Below are 24,198 nucleotides of genomic sequence, written 5' to 3'. Positions count from 1 at the left end.
TTTTTTATTCTATAACGGAAAATCAAAGCGATCAGGTGTCGATTTTCGCATATTTCGCATTTTTTTCTATGAAATCTCTTCTTGGTGCCACCTCGTCTCCCATCAACATACTAAAGAGATGATCTGCCTCAGCGGCCGACTCTATGGTCACTTGTTTAAGAGAGCGGGTTTCCGGATCCATGGTGGTGGTCCAGAGTTGTTCGGGATTCATTTCTCCGAGCCCTTTGTATCGTTGAATACCCACGCTATCCACCTTTCCATCAGGCGCCATCTCCTGTGTGACCCGCTTCCTTTCCTCTTCAGACCAGCAATATCGCTCGTCTTTACCTCTTTTGAGCAGGTAAAGCGGTGGAAGGGCGATGTATACATAACCACTTTCGATGAGATTTCGCATGTATCTGAAAAATAAAGTCAGGATCAGCGTCCGAATGTGGGAACCGTCAATATCGGCATCGGTCATGATGATGATCTTATGGTATCTCAGGTGAGAAAGATCAAGTTCTTTCTCGTCATTTACGGTACCGAATTTAACGCCCAGCGCCGTAAGGATATTTTTGATTTCGTCGTTATCGTAAATCTTGTGCTCATGTGCCTTTTCCACATTGAGGATCTTTCCTTTCAACGGCAGGATTGCCTGAAAATCGCGGTCTCTCCCCTGCTTGGCAGATCCACCCGCAGAATCTCCCTCCACGAGATACAATTCACAGACAGCAGGATCAGAATTCGCGCAATCGGCGAGCTTGCCAGGCAAGCCCCCCCCGCCGAGGACATTCTTACGCTGAACCATCTCTCGGGCTTTCTTTGCGGCGAGCCGGGCCTGAGCAGCCAACACTACTTTACCCACGATCACTTTGGCTTCCTTCGGATGTTCTTCCAGCCAGAACTGCAGGGCTTCAGAGACTGCATTGTCCACTGCACCGGTTACATCAGAGTTGCCAAGCTTGGTCTTGGTTTGCCCCTCAAATTGCGGCTCAGCGACCTTAACAGATATCACCGCCGTCAATCCCTCCCGAAAATCGTCTCCGGAAATATCAATTTTCACCTTGTCCAGCATGCCGGATTTATCGGCATAGCTTTTTAATGTACGGGTCAACGCGCGCCGGAATCCCGAAACGTGCGTACCGCCTTCGTAGGTGTTGATGGTATTTACATAGGACACCACATTTTCGTTGTAGGAATTGTTGTAGCTCATGGCCACCTGAACCGGCACCCCGTTTTTCTCAGTATCTATATATACAGGGGTCTCGATGATTTTTTGTTTGGTCTCGTCAAGATAATCCACAAACTCAACCAGACCTCCCTCCGAATAAAACTCATCGGAACGGTGCAGACCATCCACATCTTTTTCCCTTAAATCTTTAAGTTGAATTCTGATACCTGCATTCAGGAAAGACATTTCACGAAGCCTTGTTGCTATCGTCTCATATTTAAAGTCCAGCACCTGGAAAATCTCATGATCAGGTTTAAAGTGAATGTGGGTACCCCTCCTTTCCGTTTTACCGATTTCCCTAACCTGGTACTGTGGCACGCCTCTGACGTATTCCTGCTCATAAACCTTGCCCTGCCGGTGAACGGTAGCTTTTAACGATGATGACAGGGCATTCACACAGGACACACCCACACCATGAAGTCCACCGGACACCTTATAGGTATCTTTATCAAATTTTCCCCCGGCATGCAGCACCGTCATGACCACTTCCAAGGCAGATTTGTTTTCTTTGCTGTGAAAATCTATCGGAATACCCCGACCGTTATCTTCAACAGTGATGGAATTGTCTTCATTGATGGATACGGATATAAAATCACAATGCCCGGCAAGTGCTTCGTCTATGGAGTTATCTACGACCTCCCAAATCAGGTGATGAAGGCCTTTGACTCCAATATCACCGATGTACATGGCAGGCCTTTTTCTAACTGCTTCCAACCCCTCCAGAACCTGAATATTCTGGGCCGAATAATCATTTCTGCTTGACGACTTTTTTTCCTTACTCATAAATCAATTATATGGCAAAAGATAACCCCTGGCCATTTCAAATTTTAAAAACTGAATTAAAGACAAAAATAGTGAAAAAAACCCAATTCTTTAAGCAAATGCCTGCTATTGTTCAGTAAAATATGCTTACCAAATATCATATTTTGAATTCAGTTTATGCACATACATGTACGTCTTGTTCTGACTGGCAGAGGGCGTATTTTCTCGTTGTCCCGGGTCTTTTTCAGTATATCAAAGCTGCTTATTATATATCCTGTACTCATGAATCTGCTGCCCGCTACTTATATCTCGTAAATGTAAAAGGTCATCCAAAATCATTAAGCTAAATTTTGATTGCGCAAGGGAGGTTTAGAATTGCCCGGTTTGCAACAGTACCAGGCTGCAGGCGGCCAATACTTCTACCCCCTGATTTTTGGCCATTTCCATAAATTCCTGATTCTCTGTTCCCGGATTAAAAATCATTCTTTTGGGATTAAGGGAAAGAATATAGCCGTACCACTCGGGCTGGTTTTGGGGACCAATATAGAGGGTGACAGTATGTACATCCTCAACAGGGGGTTTTTCTCTCAGGTTTTTGATTTCCTCTCCAAAAACTTCTCCTTTCTTGATTCCAACCGGAACAATGGGTACCTCCCTATCTTTAAGCATCCTGGCAGCAGTAAAAGCATATCTGGATGGGTTGGGGCTTGCGCCGACAATTACTGTCTTTTTTTCTTTATTTGCTATTGTCATAGTCGGTAACACCTCAAGCATCAGGCCAATTTTCCAGCGTACTTTGCAATCAGTTTTTCGGCACAACGTTCTCCGTCCATGGCCGCTGATACGATACCACCGGCATAACCTGCCCCCTCACCGCAAGGGTATAACCTGCTGACCTGAGGATGTTCGAAGGATTCTTTGTCCCGGGGTATCCTTACGGGAGAGGACGTTCTGCTTTCCACTCCGATCAATTGTGCTTCATTGGTATAATACCCCTTCATTTTTTCCCCCATTTGTGGCAAAGCCATTGCCAGCCGCTTGGCAATAAATCCTGGAAGGATGGCATGCAGGTCCAACCCCTGAATGCCTGGCTGATAGGAAGTTTTCAGCAATTGATCGCTTGGCCGGCCTTTTACAAAATCTACCATACGTTGAGCAGGTGCCGTCTGGGTATTCCCGGCAGCCCTGCAGGCGGCCTGTTCTACCTCTTGCTGAAAATACATGGCCGCCAACGGACCGTGGTGGCGGTATGCACTTAGATCTTCTAACTCCACGGCCACCACCATGCCGGAATTGGCAAACTTCCCATCTCTGCGGCTCGGACTCATTCCATTAACCACAATCTCGCCCGGGCTGGTGGCTGCGGGTACAATAAAGCCTCCCGGACACATGCAGAAAGAAAATACGCCCCTTTGCTTTCCATCCAGGACCGTCTGTTGTACCAAACTGTAAGCAGCCGGGGGCAAATACTCCCCCCTGTCTACTTTACAATGGTATTGTATCCGGTCAATGAGCTGTTGATCGTGTTCTATCCTTACTCCGAGAGCGAAAGGTTTTGCAGCTATCTGTACCCTCCGGTCCAGCAGGAGCTGGTAAATATCTCTGGCAGAGTGGCCTGTAGCCAACACAACTCCAATCCCTTTAATACGCTCTCCCTCCCGGGTAACCAGGCCCCTGATACTGCTGTTTTCTAAGATAAAGTCTGAAACCCGCGTGTTGAAGAGAATTTCTCCCCCGCTCTCAAGAATTCTCTTTCTTAAATTTTCTACCAATACCGGTAACTTATTCGTGCCAATATGAGGATGAGCATCAACCAGGATATCTTCTCTCGCTCCATGGGCCACCAATATCTCCAGTATCCGACGTATATCTCCCCTTTTCTTTGAACGGGTATATAATTTACCATCGGAATAGGTGCCCGCCCCGCCCTCACCGAAGCAATAATTCGAATCCGGATTTACCAGATGTTGCTTGTTTAAATCTGCCAGGTCTCTCCTTCGGGACCTTACATCTTTACCCCTCTCCAGTATAATGGGTTTCACGCCGAGCTCTATGGCCCGCAGTGCGGCAAACATACCTGCCGGACCGGCACCAACGATCAGCAGCGGTTCCTTTCCCCGAACATCGGGATAACGTCGCGCTTCGCCAGCCAGCGGCGGAGGTACCTGACCGGAAAAAACTTCGACGGTCACATTGACCTTAACCCGCTTTCCCCGGGCATCCAGGGATCTGCGTATTGGCCGGAATACCAGATTTTCACCTTTTGATATGCCTGATTTCCGGCGAACGATCTCTTGAAAAAGTTGTTCATTGTAGGCTTCCTCAGGGCTGATGATCAGATTCAATTCGCTTTTCATTCCCTATTTCTCCCTTCCCAGCAGCTCTCTTTCTACCCAGTTCTTACCCCAGTTGTGGATTTCATCTTCAGACCACAATTCCGGATAAAAAATTACTTTCTGAAATCTGGGCGGAAGAAATTTCTGCCAATTTGTCCCGCCGGTGGCCGCGATATCCATAGGGTCTTTCTGCAGGTATTTTACTGCAGATTTGTAATGGGCCAGGGGCCAGTAGACATTTGCTTTTTCATCCAGCTCCCGCATCAAACCTGTCAATTCTTCATCTTTTTCAGGAAGGTACAAATATTTTTTCCACAGGTTGTTTTTCCTGAATTTCGCAATCAGTTCCTTCAGGCTATCGCCATATTTTTTTTCAAAGGATTTTAATGTAAGTGTTTTTTCTCCTGTCGCCAGCTCCTTGGCTCCGTACTGCCAGTAAAGGATATCAAAAAGGCTGTCGATGCTGGTCAGGTTAATATCTTTGTAATCTTCTCTCTCTTCAAGGTACACCAGATTCTGAATATCGGTACACATGATCTCAATCATCCTGTATTGTGCACTCTGGAAACCACTCGCCGGAAGGAGGGACATGCGAAACTTCATGAACTGCTCCCTCTCCATCCCTTTCCACATCACAGCAAATGAGGATATCAACAGGTCGAAATACATGATAACCCGCTTCAGGCGGTTCTTGAAAAAATCGATCTCGATATGCTTTATCGCAGCCATCTGCTCCAATTCCCAGAGGATCAGATTGAAATACAGCTCCGTGATCTGATGGTATATGATAAAGATTTTTTCGTCTTTAAAAGAGGTCCTGGGCTGCTGCAGGGTCAGCAGGGTGTCCAGGTTGATATAATCCCAGTAATTGAGGTAGTCGGCATGAAGCAATCCTTCCAAATAGGAGGACAAATCCTGACCAGAAGCCCTGAACTTTTCTTCCAGTTGCCTGATTTTATCGATTATTTCTTTCCTGGGGGTTTCCATTCTAATGTTGCGAATTAGCAGTCACCAGGTATGCAGCAATAATGCATGCAAACTTATTATCGTGCCCTTGGTGAAAGTGACACCAAAATTCAATGATTAATATCAAAATAACAAGTCTGTAAAGCTAAATGGGCGACTTTATCCCCGTCTTTAAAAATAAGGAGGCTTTATTGCTGCTGTTTTCTAACTTTAATCTATCCTGCTTTTGATCAATATGGTCTGCGTTGGATTAAGTGGATCATTGCTGAACAAAGTAATGGTTTTGTGATCAATCCCCCTTCTGCCTTTTGTGTCAAAGGTGAATACCAGGTCCATCTTTTCTCCCGCTGCCAGGTCTTCGCCGGGTAAATCGATGGAGACGCAGCCACAATTGGACACCACTTTTCTCAGATTTAGCGGCCTCGGACCTGCATTTTCCAGACTGATCAATTTGGAAACCTTTTTTCCCGAACTGATATTTCCCAAATCCACTTCCAGTTCGCTTATCTTAAGTTTAGGGACACTATCCAACTGGCTTACCGGAACGGGATCAAAGTATTCGTGTATGATCGCAATCAGATCCAGATCCAGGGATATTCTCTCCGAAGAGATCAGCGAGAGATTGATCTCTTCTTCCACAAATCCAAGATCATTTTTGAGTGCCGGATCATAAATGATCTCCAATACCCCGCGGGTATTCGGAGGCACTACAGCCGGAATCATTTGCACCTGCACATACTCTGGAAGATCTTCCTGCATTTGATTCAACTGAAGTGGATAATCATTAAAGTTATAAAAGTCCAGTGGTTTGATTTTGGCCTTGTTCGTAAATAGTGTACCCAGATTATTCGTTTCAAAAACGAAACCCAAACCGCCCTTCCGTACTTTATAATGCGATGCGGGATCATTGGGAAAAGGAACGTTTACGCCCTCTAAAAACAAGGTATCCCCGTCAGTGTCCACATTTGACCTGACCAGAATCATCTTCGAAAAAGTTCCTCCTCTGGATTGTTGGTCATAGTTGACCCTGACCATCCCTACCTTGTCTTTGGGGATGGTATCGGCCGAATATTCGGCCAGGGTACATCCGCAATCTGTTAGTACCTCTTCTATCAAAACCAGCGTATCCGTTTTGTTCACGAAATAGAAGTCGGCTGATGCCGTCCCATTTTCCTCCAGTACTGCCCCGACATTGATCATTGTCTGTTCCCAGACCAGCCCGGAACCTTCAACCTCCTGACTCTTAACATCTGGCGAACAGGAAAACAGTAAACTTCCCAAAGCCAACAAAAATACAGTCCTCTTCATACCAGCAAATAACGTTAAAATTGCCGCAAATTATCCTTTAATTACTTAATTTGCAACAAAATTAGAGTAATGACCAGAGTACTTACAGGAATACAAAGTTCAGGAAAACCCCACCTGGGAAATATATTGGGGGCCATTCAACCGGCCATCGATCTTGCCCTCAGAGACAACCATGAATCATTTATTTTTATTGCCGATTTTCACTCCCTGACTACCATCAAGGATGCGAGGCAAAGGGTGGAAAATGTGAATGCCGTAGCCGCTGCATGGTTGGCTTTCGGTCTGGACATTGAGAAAACCGTTTTTTACAGGCAATCAAGAATTCCGGAAGTGACAGAACTCACCTGGTATCTGAGTTGCTTTACCCCATTTCCCATGCTGGCCAATGCCCATAGCTTTAAAGACAAATCGGACCGGCTCTCAGATGTGAATGCAGGTCTTTTTACCTATCCGGTATTGATGGCTGCGGACATCTTGCTGTATGAGGCAGATCTGGTACCTGTGGGTAAAGACCAATTGCAGCATCTGGAAATTGCCAGAGATATTGCCAGTGGATTCAACCACCGAATGGGTGAGGAGCTACTGACCATTCCGGAGGCCCGCATCAGCGAAAATGTAATGATCATTCCGGGTACTGACGGGCAAAAGATGAGTAAATCTTACAACAATTACATCGACATCTTTTTACCGGAGAAGCAACTAAAGAAAAACATCAACACCATCATTACCGATAGCACTCCCCTGGAAGAACCAAAGGATCCTGATACCTGCACCGTTTTCAAATTGTTTCAGCTCATGGCGGAAGCCTCCCAAACCCAGGATCTCAGACAAAAATACCTGGGAGGTAATTTTGGGTACGGGCATGCGAAAAAGGAATTGCTGGGCCTGATCCTGGACAAGTACAAAGAGGAAAGGCTTGCTTTCGATCATTTGATGGACAACCTTCCCGAGCTGGAGGCCAGGCTGGAGGCAGGCGAAAGAAAAGCGCGTAGCACGGCCAATGTGCTGTTGAGCAAATTGCGGAATCGTCTGGGGTTCGATTAAAAGCCAAAAAAACCAAGATCATCCGTAATGGTAGTATCAGATAATTCTGACAGGTGGTCTCGATTCGGCTCAAAAAAGTGCGTCTATTGCTTCCAGGTAGTCAAAACCATGGCCCTCGGTGGGCTCGATGTGGTTGCCTTCCAGGTACTCGTTCCAGCAACATACCATCAGGGTTTTGCCATTGCTCTCCCGGTTTTCCACCAATACCTTTCTTGCATCACTAAGCTTGGACAGAAAGGAGGCTTTGTCGGAAATTACGTTATCCTTCAGGGGCTCACTGGGAATTCCGCTCTGTTGTGGCCAGGTACCTCCGGCAGGCCGGCGGTCCCAGCCCATAGCGACCGGAACCTGGTACTCGAAGCTGCTGTCCTTGCTGAAGTATTCCGTCCATTTATTCCAATGCCCCTGGTAGGTTTTCCGCATGTCGGCGTAACTTTTGTTATTTTGCTCATAAAAATCATGGTAAATGTAGGCGGTCATTCCGTCAAAGCCAAGGTCGGGCAAACGGGTAGCATAATCCTGAAAAAGCATCCGCTGCGTGTACCGACCTCCCTGCCAGGGTTGCCTGTCATCTAGTGGCTCCCAGGAGGTAGGCATGGCATATGCCTTTAAGGAAGCGGTCATGGCACCCGAAGTTACGGCAATGAATTTAATTCCGGGAAACCCGGCCTTTCTGGCAAGTCCCTGAGATCTTTCCAGCAATTCATCCAACCCTATTCCATAGTAGGCTGCTCTTGCCTCAGTATCGTGAGGGAAATAAAAATAGATTACCGGTCTTCCCGATTCGTCCTTCAAATAGTCCTTCCGGTGAAAATATTTGTCGATCCACAATAAGGTGATTTTGTCGTGGACTTTCAGGTACAAGTCCCTGTTGGGGGTTTCTCCGGTATAATTGGTTCGGGAGGCTATATTCTGAGGAGAGTCCATCTGAAGCCAGGCCAGCCACCTGTCCTCACTGTCATCACACCAATTCAATGCAAATTTCACTTGCTTTTCTGCAGGTCTTTTGGCGTTTTCCTGCAGCAATACCGTCAACTGTTCATTCCATACTTCCACTCCCGGGACTTTTACCCGCCCATCCCGCTGGGGATCGGTAGGCCAACCTTGCGGATAATACAAGGCTGCCTGTGGAGCAAAGTTTTTGTGGTAGTAATAGTGCCTTCCAAAAAACCAATTGTATGCAAAAAAGTCTATCCCGTAATCGTGCATGTAATCGAGTTGCCTCCGCGCTACCTCGGGATCATCACGCCGGTAGAAACCTTTCAATTCGGATATGGGTTTTTTGTCCAGAAAAGGACCTTCATACGGGTACCGGGCATTGTATATCCTCCCGTTCGGCCCCCAGGATCTTTTATCTGCCAGAAAGCTGCAATTCTCTCTACCCCGCAGACAGGACCAAAAGCTATCAATATCCTGATTTTCATTTCCCGATACATTCCATGAAGGCATAAAAAAAACCCCCACCTGCAGATCCTGTATTTTTTCCCTGCCGGCAGTACTGCCCGCTACTTCTTTCTCCGGAACCGGTTGCATTCCGGAGCCCGCTACACTATTGTCCGAGCCGGCATTTCGGTTTTGCAAGACTCCAGCACACCCGGTAAAAACGAATGGCAAAAAAAGCATGAACATGAAGGGATGCATTCTTAGAGTCATACTTTTGCATGATTTTCATTACCATAAAAGAGTAATTCGGACACTGATTTTCGAAAAAAACCTACCTCGAACGCCACAGGTCCTTGAGCGACCTGCCATTGATGACCATTACAAACCTCACGGGATTGGGTACCAGAGCAATGCGAACATCCTGCCCATCAAATTGTTCTGACTCCACCGGCACTCCTTCCATGCCCTGTACATCGTATGTCACCACTCCTCTGGCATCTGGCTGCATGGGAATGTATTTGTTGGCCAGATAAGCTGAAGGAAGCAAAACGTCGTTATCAGAGGACAAAGTAGCATATATTTCTGCCAACTTTTCTTCCAGCAAATCACCGTATTTTTCGTTCAGCGTGTCTTCCAGATCATGCAATTGCTCCTCTATTTCGTCATAATCAGGATCTGCATAGGTTATTTCACTCAACCTGATGCGCAATTCTACAATACGTGAAAGTTCCTCGTCTAATTTATCAAAATCCATAAAATTGATCGGCTATTTTTCAATTAAAATATGAAGGTAGAGAATAAGCAAAAATATTCCAACCCGGGTATTTCAAAAATTGAAGGCGCTTTCGTCAAATACGAGCAGCTTCTAAAAATCTCCGCAGCCATAAAGGGTAAATCCATATTATTGCTTATCTTTTGGCTCAAAACCAAAAACTAAAACTTTTTCTACACATGACAGATGCATCCATAATTCACAAAGCGCAATCCTGGCTGGACAGCAACATTGATGCTCAGAGCAAAGCTCAGATAAGTGCCTTGTTGAACGCCGAAGACCCAACTGAATTGATCGATTCTTTTTACCGGGATCTGGAATTCGGTACCGGAGGCTTGAGAGGGATCATGGGGGTGGGCTCCAATCGAATGAATGTCTATACCATAGGTATGGCAACACAGGGACTTGCCAACTACCTGAAAGCAAGTTTCCCCAATCAGGAAATCAGTATCGCCGTGACCCATGACTCCCGTATAAACAATACTCTTTTTGCAGAAACTACCGCCAACGTAATGACAGCAAACGGAATAAAGGTCAAATATTTCAGGGAAATGCGGCCTACACCCATGCTTTCCTTCGCCATCAGACACTATGGCTGCGAAAGTGGCGTAATGGTGACGGCATCCCACAACCCCAAAGAATACAATGGCTACAAGGTTTATTGGAACGATGGTGGACAGGTAGTAGCTCCTCATGATAAAAACATCATTACTGAGGTATTGAAAATAAAATCAATTGATGATGTCAACTGGAACAAAAACGACGAATTGAAAGAATTTATTGAGGAAGATTTCGACCTGATTTATCTCAATGAGTTAAAAAAACTCAGTCTTTCGCCCCAGAAGAATATTCTCGCAAAGGATATGCCCATCGTCTTTTCTCCTATCCATGGTGCCTCAGGAAAAATGGTTCCGGCAGCTCTGAAAGTATTTGGCTTCGAAAACATCCACGTGGTAGAAGAACAAAGGGAACCGGACGGCAACTTCCCCACGGTCGTCTATCCAAACCCCGAAGAAGCCGAAGCGTTGAATTTATCAATCAAACTTGCAGAAAAAGTAAAAGCTGAGCTCGTTTTGGCATGTGATCCAGATGGTGACCGCACGGCAGCGGTGGTTCCCAATGAAAAGGGGGAATATGAATTGTTGAATGGCAACCAAACCGGTGCCCTTATCATTTATTATCTGCTGAACATGTACCGGGAACAGGGTCGCCTGACCGGCGACCAGTTTACCGTCAGTACCATCGTTACTACTGATTTACTGGGTGTGATCAGCAAAGATTTTAAGGTTGAATACTTCGATGTGCTTACAGGTTTTAAAAATATTGCACAGGTTATTCTTGCCAATGAGGGCAAAAAGGAATTTATCGCCGGGGGTGAAGAAAGTTACGGTTTTCTGGTTGGGGATTTTGCCCGGGACAAAGACGGTGTATCGGCTTGTGCTGTAGTGGCAGAAATTGCTGCCTACTACCGCCAGAAAGGCATGAGCCTGATCGATGTGCTGGCAGAAATATACCAAAAGTATGGCTTCTATAAAGAATCATTGATTTCGATCACAAAAAAAGGTAAAGATGGCGCCGAACAGATTCAGCAATTGATGAAGGGATTTCGTAACAACAAACCGTCGACAATCAACGGCATAAAAGTGGACAAAATCATCGATGTCCAGGAGAGCCGAATCTACGACATGAAGGAAAACAAGGAATACCATCTGGACCTTGACAAATCCAACGTTATTCAGTTTTACCTGGAGGATGGCAGCAAGATATCTGCCAGACCTTCCGGCACAGAACCAAAAATCAAGTATTATATTTCCGTCAACGAACCTTTACCTGACAGGGAAGCATATAGAAAAACGGAAGCTTCCCTGGAGCGCAAAATAAATGCGCTCAAAGAATTTTTTGCCTGAAAATTTGTCTGCGACCACTCAAGGCCGGCCGATAAAAACGGCCGGCCTTTTTTAATGGTCTTTAGCTGTTACATTAAGGCTGATTACAGGTTTATCGAGATAGGTGACAAGATTTTCCGTAACAGAAGGGGAAAAGAGCTGCTGCAAATCAGTTTTCCCATGAGTCACTACCGCCACGGCGTCTGCGTTTGCTGCTTTTGCATATTGTATGATTCCCCTCTCCACATTGTATGCACCATAGATATGGACCTTATGGGTGTAGAAGGAATATTTTTCCAAAAACTTCGCTCCCAGTGACCTGATCTGCTCTTCCTCCATAAAATTAGCAGGAGTATTTACGAATAGTAGTTCGGGTTCTCCTCCGATGAGCCGTATAGTATCCCCCAGTAGCTGAAAAGCCTTGCCGGAATCCTCCCTGAAGTCTGTGGCCAGCACCACTTTTTTAAAATTGTAATCGCCCTTGTCAGGTTTAACTACAATAACGGGGATATCCGATTTTCTCAATACGGTGTAGGTATTGGATCCGAGCACATGTGATTTGAATCCGTATCTGCCATGTGAGCCCATAATCACCATATCTATTTTTTCAAGCGCCAGATAGTTAATGATCCGCTCCTTACCATCGCTGAAATGAATCTGCTCGCGCACATCCAATCCCAAAGCGCCGACTTTGTCTTTCCTGGTCTTTAATTCAATCTTTGCTTTCCTGATCACATCAAGCGTATCCGGAAACAGTTTTTCCTGTTCTTTGCTTAGTTTCGCCCAATTGACAGGAGTGAGGACGACATGGATGATCAGTATTTCAGCTTCTACTTTTTTTGCCAGTCGTATGGCAAGATCCAAAGCGGCGTCCGCATGTGGAGAGAAGTCAGTAGGAACCAATAGCTTTTTCATAATTTCCTTGCGTTTTAGCAGCCCCACGCCTTCCAGCCGATAGAAGCGCAGGCAAAGTACCCGGAAGGTGGACACCATCTGCTCCCAGATACCCTTAGCGACCTATATAGTCTGGTAGCCGGTTGTGATTGAATAGGTATATTTAACTGAATCAAATATCGTCATCAAAGCCGAAACGATACCACATATCGGTCAGCTAAAAATATGACAAACATCATAAAAATGCACAGGTAAAGCATTTTTATACATCTTCCGCACGATGGATAAGATCATACAGACTCAGCCGCTCTGCTTTTTTGCGTAAACTCCAAAAAGGTAGGCAGCGACAGCAAGTCCGCCGCAAATAGCCGGGATATAGGGGTGGTAGATCAGCCCGAAGAAGTGCAGAATGTATATCAGTGCTGCGAACAGTCCTACTGAGGCAACAGCTATCCGGAGAGATTTATTGACTTTCATTTGAGCGAAAAACTAATGGCTAATCCATCCGGGGGAAGTTGGACGGCCGCGCTTTGGAAACTGGGTGCCGAAAAAGGATTTCTGACATCGTTGGAAAAACCATACAGGTCTTTTGGAACACCAAAGATGTTCTTCCTCATTTTACCATCACCATCTTCATCGTGAAATGCGGAAATGGCATAGTTGCCCGGTTTTAAACCGGTGAAATGAAAAACAACCTCCCCGCCTCTTACGGGCGCTGCCTCTCTTCTGATGGCCTTTGAAGGCTGATCCGGAAAACCCGCCGCTGCTTCGAAAACCAGTAGCTGCACCAGGCCCCTTTCCTTGCCCTGGACCAATACTGAGACAGAAAGCTCCGCACCGGAGTCGTCGGTTTGAAGAAAAGCTGCCATAAATAATACGATCATTAATTTTTCCATGATGCTAAAGTTTGCAGTTGATCGATCTTCCCGGACTGGGTCATTTTAAATTCAGACACAAAGAGTATTCTTTTCGGATTCGAAAACCGGGGGAGGAGCGCACGCGCATGCTCCAGAAAGGTCTTCTCCCGTTCGGGGATTGGATTTCCCTCCACAACCAGTACAAGAATTTGACCCAATTTGTTGTCCGGCAGACCTGAGACAAAATATCTCCTCCCGGGGAAGCAGTCCTGAACCAGCCCGCTGACTGCCTCGGAAACCTCTTCAGGGTGTATTTTTACCCCTCCGGAATTGACAATAAAGTCTGCCCTTCCCTTCCAGCAGAAAGAATACGGGCTTATCAGGTCTACGACATCCTGGGTCTGCACCCATTGATTACCGGTCATCGGCGCCTTTACAGCAAGCTTATTCCCGGCGTCAATCCTCAATTCCACCTCTGGCAGGGCCTGGTATATCAGCGGACCAGGATTCTTGACATTAGCCAATGCGATATGTGAAACGGTTTCGGTCATGCCATAGGTTTGATAAACGTTTCCCTTCAGTTGTTGCATTTTTTTTCGCAGGGAAGCCGATAGCGGGGCACCACCTACGATCAGATTGCGCACTTGATTCAATACAGCGCTGCTCCCTGGCTCAGAAAGACAGGCCTCGACCTGAAGGGGCACCATAGCTACAAAATCGAAGGCATCCTCCACGACATTTTTCAGGGGATTAGCAGTTGGAAGCTGAACCAGCGCCTCACCTTCCCATTCCATTGCCCTGATGAGCATCATTTTTCCAGCTATCTTTTCTACATCCAGGCAACACAGCAATTTCCATCCCTCTGTCACTTCAAAAAATCGGCCGGTCGCCCGTACGCTGGAAATAAGCTGACTTCGGTTTACTTCTATTTGCTTCGGCCTGCCGGTAGAACCGGAAGTCTGCATGAAAAAACGTTGGGCTCCATTCAGCCAGTCCCGGCAAAATTCAAATCCACGCGCATATTCGGAAAGCAGGTCAGTTGCCACACCAGACTTAATCTGCTCTTTGGTGTAGGAAGTATTTCCGAAAATAATCATGCCTGTCTTTTGAAAACAAAATAACTAAAAACAGGTCAGTCCATGATTAGTTTGGCAATTATTTCTGAAAATTAATTTCCCCTGCTATCTTGCCAGCTAAAATTATCCTACAGATGATCAATTGGAAAAAAGTAAAGGAATACCAGGATATCACTTATCACAAGTGTGATGGAGTGGCAAGAATTGCCTTTAACAGGCCAGAGGTAAGAAATGCTTTCAGGCCACAAACCACCTCTGAATTGTATGAGGCTTTTCTGGATGCAAGAGAGGATACCGAGATCGGTGTGGTATTGCTATCTGCAGAAGGTCCTTCCCCCAAAGACGGTGTTTATTCCTTTTGCAGTGGCGGCGATCAGAAAGCGAGAGGTCATCAGGGCTATGTAGGGCAAGATGGAATGCACCGACTGAATATACTTGAAGTACAACGTTTGATCCGGTTTATGCCAAAGGTAGTCATCGCTGTGGTGCCCGGATGGGCCGTAGGTGGTGGACACAGCCTTCATGTGGTATGTGACCTTAGCCTGGCCAGTAAGGAACATGCGATATTCAAGCAAACGGATGCCGATGTGACGAGCTTTGACGGTGGGTATGGCTCTGCCTACCTGGCCAAGATGGTGGGACAGAAAAAAGCACGTGAAATTTTCTTTTTAGGCAGAAACTATTCCGCTCAGGAGGCCTTTGATATGGGAATGGTAAATGCCGTTGTGCCCCATGAAATCCTTGAAAGCACTGCATACGAATGGGCACAGGAAATTCTGGCCAAATCTCCGACGTCCATCAAAATGTTGAAATTTGCGTTTAATCTCACCGACGACGGATTGGTAGGTCAGCAGGTATTTGCCGGGGAGGCTACTCGTCTGGCCTACATGACTGAAGAAGCCAAGGAGGGACGGGATGCCTTTCTCCAAAAGCGAAAACCTAACTTCAAGCACATCAAGTGGATCCCCTGACGTAAATGCCGGCTGATTATCTGCTATTTTTTTTAAAATTTCCGGCTTAATGGCAACAGAGGTTTTCAGTTAGCTTGCCAGGGTTTGATGCTTTGGCTATTTCACCTGTAACATCAACATCTGTCTTCGCTGCGTGCATGTGATGCTTCATGGATAGACAGTGCATCGATTTTTTTGAACCGGGTTTGTGATGTTTATTACATACCCTTTGGTTTATTTTTTATTTTTTTAAACCCTATAACCAAAAATACCCATGAAAAAATACAAAATTTTAATAATCGGCGGAGGAACGGCGGGGATTATGGTAGCCGCCAGATTGAGAAGGGCAAATAAAAACCTGCAAATTGGTATCATAGAACCTTCAGAAAAGCACTACTACCAGCCTGCATGGACGCTTGTGGGAGCAGGCACTTTCGACATGAAAAAAACGATCCGGGAGGAAAAAAATTATATACCAAAAGGAGTGGATTGGATCAGGGATAAGGCGACCGCAATAGACCCTGTGGCAAAAACAGTCAATACCGCAGAGTCAGGAGAAATGGAATATGAATACCTTGTGGTAGCGCCCGGTTTGGTCATGAATCTGGATGGTATAGCAGGTTTGAGAGAGAGCCTGGGAAAGGACGGGGTTTGTTCAAACTATGTGGATCCGGAATATACCTGGGAAGTACTGCGCAATTTTAAAGGAGGAAATGCCGTATTTACCCAGCCGGCCACTCCCATCAAGTGTGGGGGTGCTCCCCAAAAAATCATGTATCTGGCAGAAGACTATCTCAGAAAAAATGGTCTGAGAAGCAGGTCAAACGTTATTTTTGCGACCCCGGGAACGGTTATTTTCGGGGTAAAAGATTTTGCAAGGACCCTCAATCAAATTATTCAGGATAGAGACATCTATTTCAAACCCTATTATACTCCCATTAAAATTGACCCGAAAAATAAAAAAATTCATTTTAAATATTCCCAATCCGGGATAAATAGCTGTGTAGGCACCGCTGACAACAGCATCAATGAGGAGCTTGTCAGGGACACGGAGATCGTTATGCCCTACGACATGCTTCACCTGGCGCCTCCCCAGGAAGCCCCAAAATTCATTCAGCAGTCAAAAATCGCATTTCAGGAGGGCCCTTCAAAAGGATGGGTAAAAGTAGACATCAACACCTTACAACATCCAGACTATCCCGAAGTCTTTGCCCTGGGAGACGTGGCCGCACTTCCCACGGCAAAGACCGGTGCCGCAATACGCAAGCAGGCACCTGTGGTGGCAGGCAATCTGCTCCAACTGATTAAAGACAAAACGCTCGGAAAAAAGATATATGAGGGATATTCAAGCTGCCCTCTGGTAACTGGCTACGGAAAAATGGTCCTGGCTGAATTTAAATATGACAATGTAAGGGATAGTGACCCCTTGCTAAGCAAGCTTTTTGATACCAGCAAAGAACTGTACCCCATGTGGCTGCTCAAAAAATTTGGCCTGCCCTACCTTTACTGGAACCAAATGCTGCGTGGCAGGATGTAACGCTGCGGATCTCAGCTACCGAAAAAGAAAGAAAAAGCCTGATTTGTTTCAGGCTTTTTGCTAATACTTTGAAAATATAAAGATAAGCTTGTATTTTCATTTTCCGGATTGGGTAAACCAAAATAATTTATGGATTTTAATTTGCAAGCTTACGGTATTGAGGTCAGCAACCTTTTAAGAAATAGCGAACGAGCTATTTTGTATGAATCTGCATTGAGATTGGAAAATGGCTCCGCTATCTCAGACAAAGGAGCACTGATGGTTTATTCGGGAAAAAAGACCGGAAGAAGTCCCAGAGACAAGCGGGTTGTCAGACATCCTGCATCAGAGAAAAATATCGACTGGGGCCCCGTAAATTTTGGCATGGACGAATACACCTTCATGGTAAACAGAGAGCGGGCCATTGATTACCTCAATACCAGAGAACACCTTTATGTAGTAGACGCTTTTGCAGGCTGGGATCCCCGATACCGACTTAAGATCAGGATTATTTGTACCAAAGCTTATCATGCCTTGTTCATGCAAAACATGTTGATCATGCCCGACAGGCAAGCGTTAAAGTCTTTTGGAGAGCCGGATTATGTAGTTTTTAATGCAGGAAGTTTTCCCGCCAATCAATACACCACCACCATGACATCCAAGACCAGTATTGGCTTGAGTCTGGAAAGAAAGGAGGTGGTGATTCTGGGGACCGAATATGCCGGAGAAATGAAGAAAGGCATTTTTTCCATTATGAATTACCTGATGCCGCTAAAGGATGTACTGCCCATGCATTGTTCGGCAAATGTAGGTGGGGAAGGTGACGTATCTTTGCTTTTTGGCCTTTCCGGTACAGGAAAGACTACATTGAGTGCTGATCCAAACCGAAAACTCATTGGAGACGATGAGCATTGCTGGCACCAGGATGGTGTGTTCAATATAGAAGGAGGATGCTATGCGAAAGCGATAGACCTGAGCGAAGAAAACGAGCCGGATATTTTCAATGCCATCCGATATGGAACCGTACTGGAAAACGTGGTCTTTGACCCGGAAACAAGGGAAGTAGATTATACGGATACATCTATTACGCAAAACACCCGTGCTTCATACCCTATTGATTTTATCAGCAACACCCAAATACCCTGTATGGCCGGGCTACCAAAAAACATCATTTTTTTGACCTGCGATGCCTTTGGTGTCTTACCGCCGGTAAGCAAACTCAGTCCCGAACAGGCCAGTTATCATTTTATTTCAGGGTATACTGCCAAGGTAGCCGGAACCGAAATGGGTATAAAGGAACCACAGGCCACTTTCAGTGCTTGCTTTGGCGCTGCCTTTATGATGTGGCACCCTAACCGCTATGCGGAACTCCTCGCCAAAAAAATGAAATCTAGCCAGGTATCTGCATGGCTGGTCAATACCGGATGGAGTGGAGGCGCCTACGGGGTAGGATCCAGAATAAAACTAAAGTACACCCGGGCTATTCTGGATGCCATACATCATGGTGAATTTGATGCCGTGAAAACTCGAAGGGAGGAAGATTTCGGATTGGAGATTCCTTTGAGCTGTCCCGGTGTGCCTTCCGCCATATTGATTCCCGAAAACACCTGGAAGGATCAAAACCAGTTTTCAGATACTAAATCCGGCCTGGTGAAGCTATTTCGGGAGAATTTTAGAAAATTTAAAAACCATGTTGATGAAAGCATCGTACAGGCCGGACCGCATTAAAAAAATTTCAATTCTGCTGATAATCATTTTGACACCCGGATGGATCTTCTTTCAGTGTCAAACCAGACCTGCTGATTCGGATCCAGGAGCAAGCATTTTACTGGACGAAAGCTCACTGTTTGCCTTCGACGATTGTGTTTCAGAAGTTGAATTTATTTCCCTGGAGTCCCCCAAAGATACCTTGATCAACCTCTCTTGCAGTATTTATGAGTTGGTGATCAGCGACAAGCTGTATTATGCCAGCAGATGCCACAACGACCTGTCCATACATTCCTTCGACTGGAAAGGGCATTACATCAGGAGTTGGAACCGAAAAGGTGATGGTCCTGAGGAATATCCCGCCCTGCATGGGCTGCTGGTAGAAAAGGATCAAATGTATATCAATACGGGCCGTGGCAGGGTTATAAAATATGTGCTACCGGAATTTGAATTTCTACAGCAGATACCCATCGGAGACTTCGATTTTGTGCCGTCCATCTCAATGATAACGCCGGAGAAATTCCTGATATCAACCGAACATACCGGTCAGGAAACTGAACAGATTTTCCATATTGTAGATTTGCAATCTGCAAAAGCAAATACCCTACCAGTACTTAGTTTGCCCTACAGCGGAGAGCTGAATCCGGGAATGCTCGCAAAAACAGAGGATGGCCATTTGCTGAACTTCGGGCTTTCTGACAGCATTTATCAGTACCGGGATGGTGCCCTATCCGTTCTGGCTAGCCTGGACTTTGGAGAAAGAAGCATTGATCCGGCAGATTTTGAACTGGAAGGTGGGGTATTTATTGAAAAGGTTCTTCTCTCACAGGATTATGCCTTTAACACCGGTCATATAGCCACGAGCGGTGAAATATTTAAAATAATGGCTTATGGAATAAAAAGAAGTCCGGAGTTCGATAGCGATAACCTTACTACATTTCCCTTTTACGATGTATATATTCATCCGGAATCCGGCAAGAAAAAGATTTAAGAAGCCCTGCTGACGGTGCGAAACAAAACCTATGCAAAGGACGGATATTTTTATCAATTGCTGCGGCAGGAAGATTGGCAAATGGCCTTGGACAGGTCCTATTTCGGCAAATATGAAAACGAGCTACTGGAGAGCATTCAACATTTAACGGACGAAGAAGATCCGATAATTGTTAAATACAAAGTTAGCTTGTAACTTAAACCATGGCTCTCCCCTTATAAAAACCTGTTCGGTGTGAGCGATCCCGGATCAATGGAAATGCATGAAACCGAGGGGTGCAACTATCAGGCAGGCATGGTGATCGGGAACGATGATAAGCCATGCCACTTCTGTCCAATCAGGTACCGGGAAAAGCCACGATTGCCAAATGGCATCTCAGGTTGTATAAATCAATTCATTGAAACCAAAGATACAAAAGAGAAATTGGTTCAGGTAAGGGTACGAATCCCTAACGAAAATAAAAGTCTATGAAAAAATTAGCTTTGGTATTGAGCGGGGGTGGATTCAACGGAGCGTTTCAGATTGGAGCGCTGAATTATATCAAGGAAAATTGGGATGTACTGGGCTGCGACCGCGAAGTCCTGAATTTTGATATTGTAGCGGGGGTCTCTGTCGGATCACTCAATGGAGCATTGATTGCCAGTAGACAATTTGACGAGTTGAGTGACATCTGGGCTAAGGTGCGTACTAACGGAGTAGAAGAAATATATACCTCAGATTTTATCGATACCCGGTCAAGTTCCGAGATGGTCACTTTTAAAATCAACCCCTCCTTTCTGATCGACAGATTTTTGCCGGATGTGAAACCAGACCTATCGGTTTGGCAAATCCTGCCGCTTTTGTTTTCCAAAAGAAAACAGAGCGAGTTTCTGCATAAAACACTCGATCAGGCAGCTGAAACTTTCACTTCAAATTTTAGTGACTTTAAAGCCCTGGCAGATAACAGTCCGTTGGAAAAGAAGCTACGGCAACATTTGAGGCGAGAAAATGTTAAAGATAGCTTGTTCCGTTGCGGTTTTGTTTCCCTAAATGATGGCAGGTACCATGCGGTAGAAAGCCAGGAATTTTCATCAGACGAGGATTTTCAAAAAGGCGTTCTCGCTTCCTCAGCTATACCACTTATTTGGGCACCCGTGCCGGAGATTCATACCAGCCGGGGACGGTTGGACCAACTTATAGACGGAGGCATCAAAAATGTGTCGCCTCTAGGCGATGTTTTGAAGGACATTAACCGGGATCCTGAGCATGACTATACGCTATTGATCATCAATTGTAATGCACATGAGCCTGTACCGGGCAATTACCAAGACGCCAATATTGCACAAATCGCATTGAGGGCGCTGACAGATATCAGCTTGAATGAGATATTCAACAACGATATCAGAGAATATTTAAGAATAAACGACATCCTTGATCAGCTGGGTGAGGACCGTCTCATTTATAATTATGACTACAAGCTCAGAAAAAGAACTTCTGAGCAACTTAAAACCTTTAAAACCATCGTTATCCAGCCTGACCCCGATTTCCTTGGCGACAGCCTGGTGTCGACAAAAAAACTTTTTGACATCAGAATAGCGCACGGAATAGAAAAAGCCGCAGAGGCACTTGGGCAGATCAAACAACAGGGAATAAAGTTCCAAACCATTATCACATGATTCTTAAAAGCATTTATTCCCGGGCCATAGCCTCGTTCCTGACCTTATTGTCTACCGTCTTGATTGCTTATGCACAGGATACACGCAAAGAAATATACAAAATCGCTTCTTCAGACAGCCTGAGCCTGGAGCTTTATGTTCCTGAGGATACCCAGCCTTTAAGGCCGGCCATGGTATTTTTTTTCGGAGGAGGATGGAATGGCGGCTCAACTGAGCAATTCAGGCCCCATGCAAAATATTTTGCCAGGAAGGGCATGGTTACCGTTTTGGCAGATTACAGGGTTCGTTCACGCCACCAGACCGACCCGTTTCAGGCCCTGGAAGATGCCAAATCGGCTATTAGGTATCTCAAAATACACGCTGAGCGATTTGGAATAGACAGTTCAAAAATTATCGCCTCAGGTGGATCTGCAGGTGGACACCTGGCAGCAGCTACAGCACTTGTATCCGGATTTGACTCACCGGAAGATTGGGAAATAAGCAGTAAACCGGCTGCCCTGGTACTTTTTAATCCAGTCATTGACAATGGTCCGGGCGGTTACGGATACGAGAGAATAGGTTCAAGGTACAAGGAATTTTCTCCACTCCACAATATTTTGCAGGGTGCACCCCCCACCCTCTTATTTTTAGGCACAGCAGACAGATTAATCCCTGTAGTCACGGCGGAGTATTATAAAACGGTCATGGAAAAGGTTGGAAGTTATTGTGAGTTGATACTGTATGAGGGAGAAGGGCATGGCTTTTTCAATTTTAAAAATCAGGAAATTTATCGGCAGACCATAAAGGAAACAACAGCTTTCCTTACCAAACTGGGGTATATTGCGGATTAGTCGTCCCGAATTCACCTAAATATATCGTAGGTTTTGAAATTACCAATTCTGGCAAGTAATCATATGCCTGATCATTTTCACATCAAGGGTAGCGAAAATTCCCAGGAAACCTTTTTTCTGGTTTACTCAATGGTTTGCTGCGCAAACTCAGCCGGAACCTAATAGGTATGGTTTTGGTACTGGCAGGTCATGGTCTCTACTCAATACAGCGCCAAACATTTCTGCATTTTAAGCTGTCGCTCTATCGGCAATGAACTTGTTTAAATGTATTTTTAACATTTAAAGATGGTTGTATCTCGGTATTTGTAAAAATAAAATTTCATTTTTTCTATTATTTACCAATAAAATTTCTTTATCAATTTTTTTGTAAATATTATGTTACCGAGATATTGTGCTTACGTTTCTTTTTACTAAGTTTAAAATTATATTTCATTCAATACTTACTCAGTATTTGCAAAAAAATAGCTGCGGTCAGTTAAAATAAACCCATAACGGAGTCTCTGAAGGTCATTGGCTCCTTTTTTTATTGCAGCAGAAAAGCCTCCAGAAAATCACCGACATAGTAGGCCACCAAAGCGGCTACCAGTCCCAGAGATAGCGTTTCGAGTAGGCTTTTGAGTATCCCGGTTTGGTTTGCCCAACTCTTTAGTGTTCCGACCACCAAAAATGCGACGCCAGTCAGGAGGCAGGTCCAAAAAAACACATCAAATGAGGCAGGATAAAAATAATCCCAAACGTAAACGGTAAGCGGAATAAACCCGACGATAATAAAAGAAATCAAGGTGGCCAGGCCAATTTTAAATGGACTTTTGCTTTCCTCCATCATATTGAGTTCATCTTTCATCATTTCATTTACCCACCTGTCTTTGTCGGAGACAATTACGTCCACTACTTGTTGCAGCAAATCACCTTCGAATCCCTTTTGCCGGTATATTTCCTCTATTTCTTCTCTTTCTTTTCCGGGCAAATGCTCAACTTCCCAATACTCAATGCGTTTGTGTTTGCGGTAATTTTCTTTTTCAGATTTGGAAGAGAGATAAGCACCGATAGACATGGACAAACCATCCGCAAAGAGATTTGCAAAGCCGAGAATGATAATAATCAGTGGGTCCAGTCCGGCACCCACAGCCCCTGCGACTACGGCGAAGGTGGTCACTGCACCGTCGATCCCGCCATATACAAATTCGCGAAGGTATTCCTGCAGGCCTTTTAGCATGCGGCTTTCCTGATGCAAAACAGATTCTTTCACAAGCCATTCGTTTTTAATGTAACAATAACAATGTATGGGTAAGCTACAAACAATTCATGTTTCAGTTCCTGACCTCAGATACAAGATAACAATAAATGTTAACATGTTGCCCGAAAGCTAAAAACGCCCTTCTCTGCGGCCTGCTATCCTTCCAGAGGGTATTTTACTAGCGCCAGGTTTTTACTGGTGACAAAATCGAAAAATCAATCTCATTGAAAATGAAAGTAATAAACGGAAAGGTTACATTTTTTTACTATTGCCCTTGTGAGAAAAAAAACAAAAACCTACCTTTGCATCACTTCAAAAGAGAAGTACAGAAAAGACAAAATTTGGAGTGGTAGTTCAGCTGGTTAGAATGCCTGTCCCGACCCGTCGGGAAGGTCGCCGGTTCGAACTTTGAAATATAAAACAATGGAGTGGTAGTTCAGCTGGTTAGAATGCCTGCCTGTCACGCAGGAGGTCGCGGGTTCGAGTCCCGTCCATTCCGCTTAAAGCCCTGGGATACCGGGGCTTTTTTGTTTATGACCCATTATATCTACATATTAGAATCAGAAAATGATGGATCTTTTTATATAGGTTCTTCGCAAGACCCTGTAGAAAGACTAAGCAAACACAACAAACCTCATAAGGGGTATACGGCAAGAAAACAGCCATGGAAATTGGTACATACTGAAGCTTTTGAAACCAAAGCCGAGGCCATCTCGAGAGAAAAATATTTAAAAAAAATGAAAAGTAGAAAATTGGTCTTTTCTTTGATTGAAAGAAAGACAAAATAATATAATGCCTGTCCCGACGCGTCGGGAAGG

23 protein-coding genes and 1 tRNA gene are annotated in these 24,198 nt (G+C 45.1%); 12 read left to right on the top strand and 12 right to left on the bottom strand.

Going from position 1 to position 24,198, the window contains the following annotated elements; genetic code table 11:
- Nucleotides 1-31 precede the first annotated feature (31 nt).
- From gyrB to BUB19_RS21785, 5 genes are all read right to left on the bottom strand, one after another.
- Complete coding sequence (gene gyrB, locus BUB19_RS21805) at nucleotides 32-1,993, bottom strand: DNA topoisomerase (ATP-hydrolyzing) subunit B (RefSeq protein ID WP_073097742.1); 1,962 nt, start codon at nucleotides 1,991-1,993, stop codon at nucleotides 32-34.
- A 348-nt stretch (nucleotides 1,994-2,341) separates the two neighbouring features.
- Complete coding sequence (locus BUB19_RS21800; protein WP_073097741.1) at nucleotides 2,342-2,725, bottom strand: CoA-binding protein; 384 nt, start codon at nucleotides 2,723-2,725, stop codon at nucleotides 2,342-2,344.
- A gap of 20 nt (nucleotides 2,726-2,745) precedes the next feature.
- Nucleotides 2,746-4,329, bottom strand: coding sequence for an NAD(P)/FAD-dependent oxidoreductase (locus BUB19_RS21795; protein WP_073097739.1), 1,584 nt, complete (start codon nucleotides 4,327-4,329; stop codon nucleotides 2,746-2,748).
- 3 nt (nucleotides 4,330-4,332) lie between these two features.
- A complete protein-coding gene (locus tag BUB19_RS21790) occupies nucleotides 4,333-5,295 on the bottom strand; it encodes a tryptophan 2,3-dioxygenase family protein (RefSeq protein WP_073097738.1) in 963 nt (320 codons plus the stop codon).
- Between the two features lie 189 nt (nucleotides 5,296-5,484).
- Entirely contained in the window at nucleotides 5,485-6,582 is a 1,098-nt protein-coding gene (locus BUB19_RS21785; RefSeq protein ID WP_073097737.1) for a DUF1573 domain-containing protein, read from the bottom strand.
- 69 nt (nucleotides 6,583-6,651) lie between these two features.
- Between BUB19_RS21785 and trpS the strand changes: the two genes are divergently transcribed.
- Nucleotides 6,652-7,626, top strand: coding sequence for a tryptophan--tRNA ligase (trpS, locus tag BUB19_RS21780; RefSeq protein ID WP_073097735.1), 975 nt, complete (start codon nucleotides 6,652-6,654; stop codon nucleotides 7,624-7,626).
- 69 nt (nucleotides 7,627-7,695) lie between these two features.
- Here trpS and BUB19_RS21775 read toward each other — a convergent pair whose 3' ends face one another.
- Together BUB19_RS21775 and BUB19_RS21770 are read right to left on the bottom strand one after the other, a co-directional pair.
- Nucleotides 7,696-9,279: a glycoside hydrolase family 99-like domain-containing protein gene (locus BUB19_RS21775; RefSeq protein WP_073097734.1), complete on the bottom strand. Its 1,584-nt coding sequence runs from the start codon at nucleotides 9,277-9,279 to the stop codon at nucleotides 7,696-7,698.
- 61 nt (nucleotides 9,280-9,340) lie between these two features.
- Nucleotides 9,341-9,763, bottom strand: a complete 423-nt coding sequence (locus BUB19_RS21770; RefSeq protein ID WP_073097733.1) for a hypothetical protein — start codon at nucleotides 9,761-9,763, stop codon at nucleotides 9,341-9,343.
- Between the two features lie 30 nt (nucleotides 9,764-9,793).
- Here BUB19_RS21770 and BUB19_RS24280 point away from each other — a divergent pair, with 30 nt between their 5' ends.
- Nucleotides 9,794-9,946 carry a hypothetical protein gene (locus tag BUB19_RS24280; RefSeq protein WP_178371551.1) on the top strand — a complete coding sequence of 51 codons (153 nt, stop codon included), beginning with the start codon at nucleotides 9,794-9,796 and terminating at the stop codon, nucleotides 9,944-9,946.
- A 14-nt stretch (nucleotides 9,947-9,960) separates the two neighbouring features.
- Nucleotides 9,961-11,688, top strand: coding sequence for a phospho-sugar mutase (locus BUB19_RS21765; protein WP_073097731.1), 1,728 nt, complete (start codon nucleotides 9,961-9,963; stop codon nucleotides 11,686-11,688).
- 51 nt (nucleotides 11,689-11,739) lie between these two features.
- Here the strand turns inward: BUB19_RS21765 and BUB19_RS21760 are convergent, their stop codons facing one another.
- From BUB19_RS21760 to BUB19_RS21750, 4 genes are all read right to left on the bottom strand, one after another.
- The gene (locus tag BUB19_RS21760) at nucleotides 11,740-12,582 is read right to left on the bottom strand and encodes a universal stress protein (RefSeq protein WP_073097827.1); all 843 of its coding nucleotides are present in this window, start codon (nucleotides 12,580-12,582) and stop codon (nucleotides 11,740-11,742) included.
- A 279-nt stretch (nucleotides 12,583-12,861) separates the two neighbouring features.
- Nucleotides 12,862-13,038: a hypothetical protein gene (locus BUB19_RS24275; protein ID WP_178371550.1), complete on the bottom strand. Its 177-nt coding sequence runs from the start codon at nucleotides 13,036-13,038 to the stop codon at nucleotides 12,862-12,864.
- Nucleotides 13,035-13,457 (bottom strand): DUF2141 domain-containing protein, encoded by a 423-nt coding sequence (locus BUB19_RS21755; RefSeq protein ID WP_073097730.1) that lies wholly within the window; start codon nucleotides 13,455-13,457, stop codon nucleotides 13,035-13,037. The genes BUB19_RS24275 and BUB19_RS21755 overlap by 4 nt, the downstream gene beginning before the upstream one ends.
- Complete coding sequence (locus BUB19_RS21750) at nucleotides 13,445-14,515, bottom strand: AMP-binding protein (RefSeq protein WP_073097729.1); 1,071 nt, start codon at nucleotides 14,513-14,515, stop codon at nucleotides 13,445-13,447. The genes BUB19_RS21755 and BUB19_RS21750 overlap by 13 nt, the downstream gene beginning before the upstream one ends.
- Nucleotides 14,516-14,628: 113 nt before the next feature.
- Between BUB19_RS21750 and BUB19_RS21745 the strand changes: the two genes are divergently transcribed.
- The 7 genes from BUB19_RS21745 (at nucleotide 14,629) to BUB19_RS21710 (ending at nucleotide 22,143) form a co-directional block, all read left to right on the top strand.
- A complete protein-coding gene (locus BUB19_RS21745) occupies nucleotides 14,629-15,465 on the top strand; it encodes a 1,4-dihydroxy-2-naphthoyl-CoA synthase (protein WP_178371549.1) in 837 nt (278 codons plus the stop codon).
- 253 nt (nucleotides 15,466-15,718) lie between these two features.
- On the top strand, nucleotides 15,719-16,981 hold the full coding sequence (locus tag BUB19_RS21740; RefSeq protein ID WP_073097727.1) for an NAD(P)/FAD-dependent oxidoreductase: 1,263 nt from the start codon (nucleotides 15,719-15,721) through the stop codon (nucleotides 16,979-16,981).
- A gap of 129 nt (nucleotides 16,982-17,110) precedes the next feature.
- Nucleotides 17,111-18,688, top strand: a complete 1,578-nt coding sequence (gene pckA / locus BUB19_RS21735) for a phosphoenolpyruvate carboxykinase (ATP) (RefSeq protein ID WP_073097726.1) — start codon at nucleotides 17,111-17,113, stop codon at nucleotides 18,686-18,688.
- Complete coding sequence (locus tag BUB19_RS21730; protein ID WP_073097725.1) at nucleotides 18,657-19,658, top strand: 6-bladed beta-propeller; 1,002 nt, start codon at nucleotides 18,657-18,659, stop codon at nucleotides 19,656-19,658. The genes pckA and BUB19_RS21730 overlap by 32 nt, the downstream gene beginning before the upstream one ends.
- Before the next feature lie 15 nt (nucleotides 19,659-19,673).
- A complete protein-coding gene (locus BUB19_RS21725; protein ID WP_073097723.1) occupies nucleotides 19,674-19,853 on the top strand; it encodes a hypothetical protein in 180 nt (59 codons plus the stop codon).
- 272 nt (nucleotides 19,854-20,125) lie between these two features.
- Entirely contained in the window at nucleotides 20,126-21,313 is a 1,188-nt protein-coding gene (locus BUB19_RS21715; RefSeq protein ID WP_073097720.1) for a patatin-like phospholipase family protein, read from the top strand.
- A complete protein-coding gene (locus BUB19_RS21710) occupies nucleotides 21,310-22,143 on the top strand; it encodes an alpha/beta hydrolase (protein WP_073097719.1) in 834 nt (277 codons plus the stop codon). Before BUB19_RS21715 ends, BUB19_RS21710 begins: the two co-directional genes overlap by 4 nt.
- A gap of 523 nt (nucleotides 22,144-22,666) precedes the next feature.
- On the opposite strand, the gene BUB19_RS21705 is transcribed toward BUB19_RS21710, so the two are convergent.
- Complete coding sequence (locus BUB19_RS21705) at nucleotides 22,667-23,359, bottom strand: VIT1/CCC1 transporter family protein (protein WP_073097824.1); 693 nt, start codon at nucleotides 23,357-23,359, stop codon at nucleotides 22,667-22,669.
- Between the two features lie 446 nt (nucleotides 23,360-23,805).
- On the opposite strand from BUB19_RS21705, the gene BUB19_RS21700 reads away from it, so the two are divergent.
- Nucleotides 23,806-23,879: transfer RNA gene (locus tag BUB19_RS21700), tRNA-Asp, on the top strand.
- A 34-nt stretch (nucleotides 23,880-23,913) separates the two neighbouring features.
- The gene (locus tag BUB19_RS24805) at nucleotides 23,914-24,168 is read left to right on the top strand and encodes a GIY-YIG nuclease family protein (RefSeq protein ID WP_073097717.1); all 255 of its coding nucleotides are present in this window, start codon (nucleotides 23,914-23,916) and stop codon (nucleotides 24,166-24,168) included.
- The last annotated feature ends 30 nt before the right edge of the window (nucleotides 24,169-24,198 follow it).

Source organism: Cyclobacterium lianum (genome assembly GCF_900143075.1).
Classification (GTDB): Bacteria; Bacteroidota; Bacteroidia; order Cytophagales; family Cyclobacteriaceae; genus Cyclobacterium; species Cyclobacterium lianum.
The sequence above is the reverse complement of the archived record's forward strand: the minus strand, read 5'-3'. Positions and strand labels throughout refer to the sequence as shown.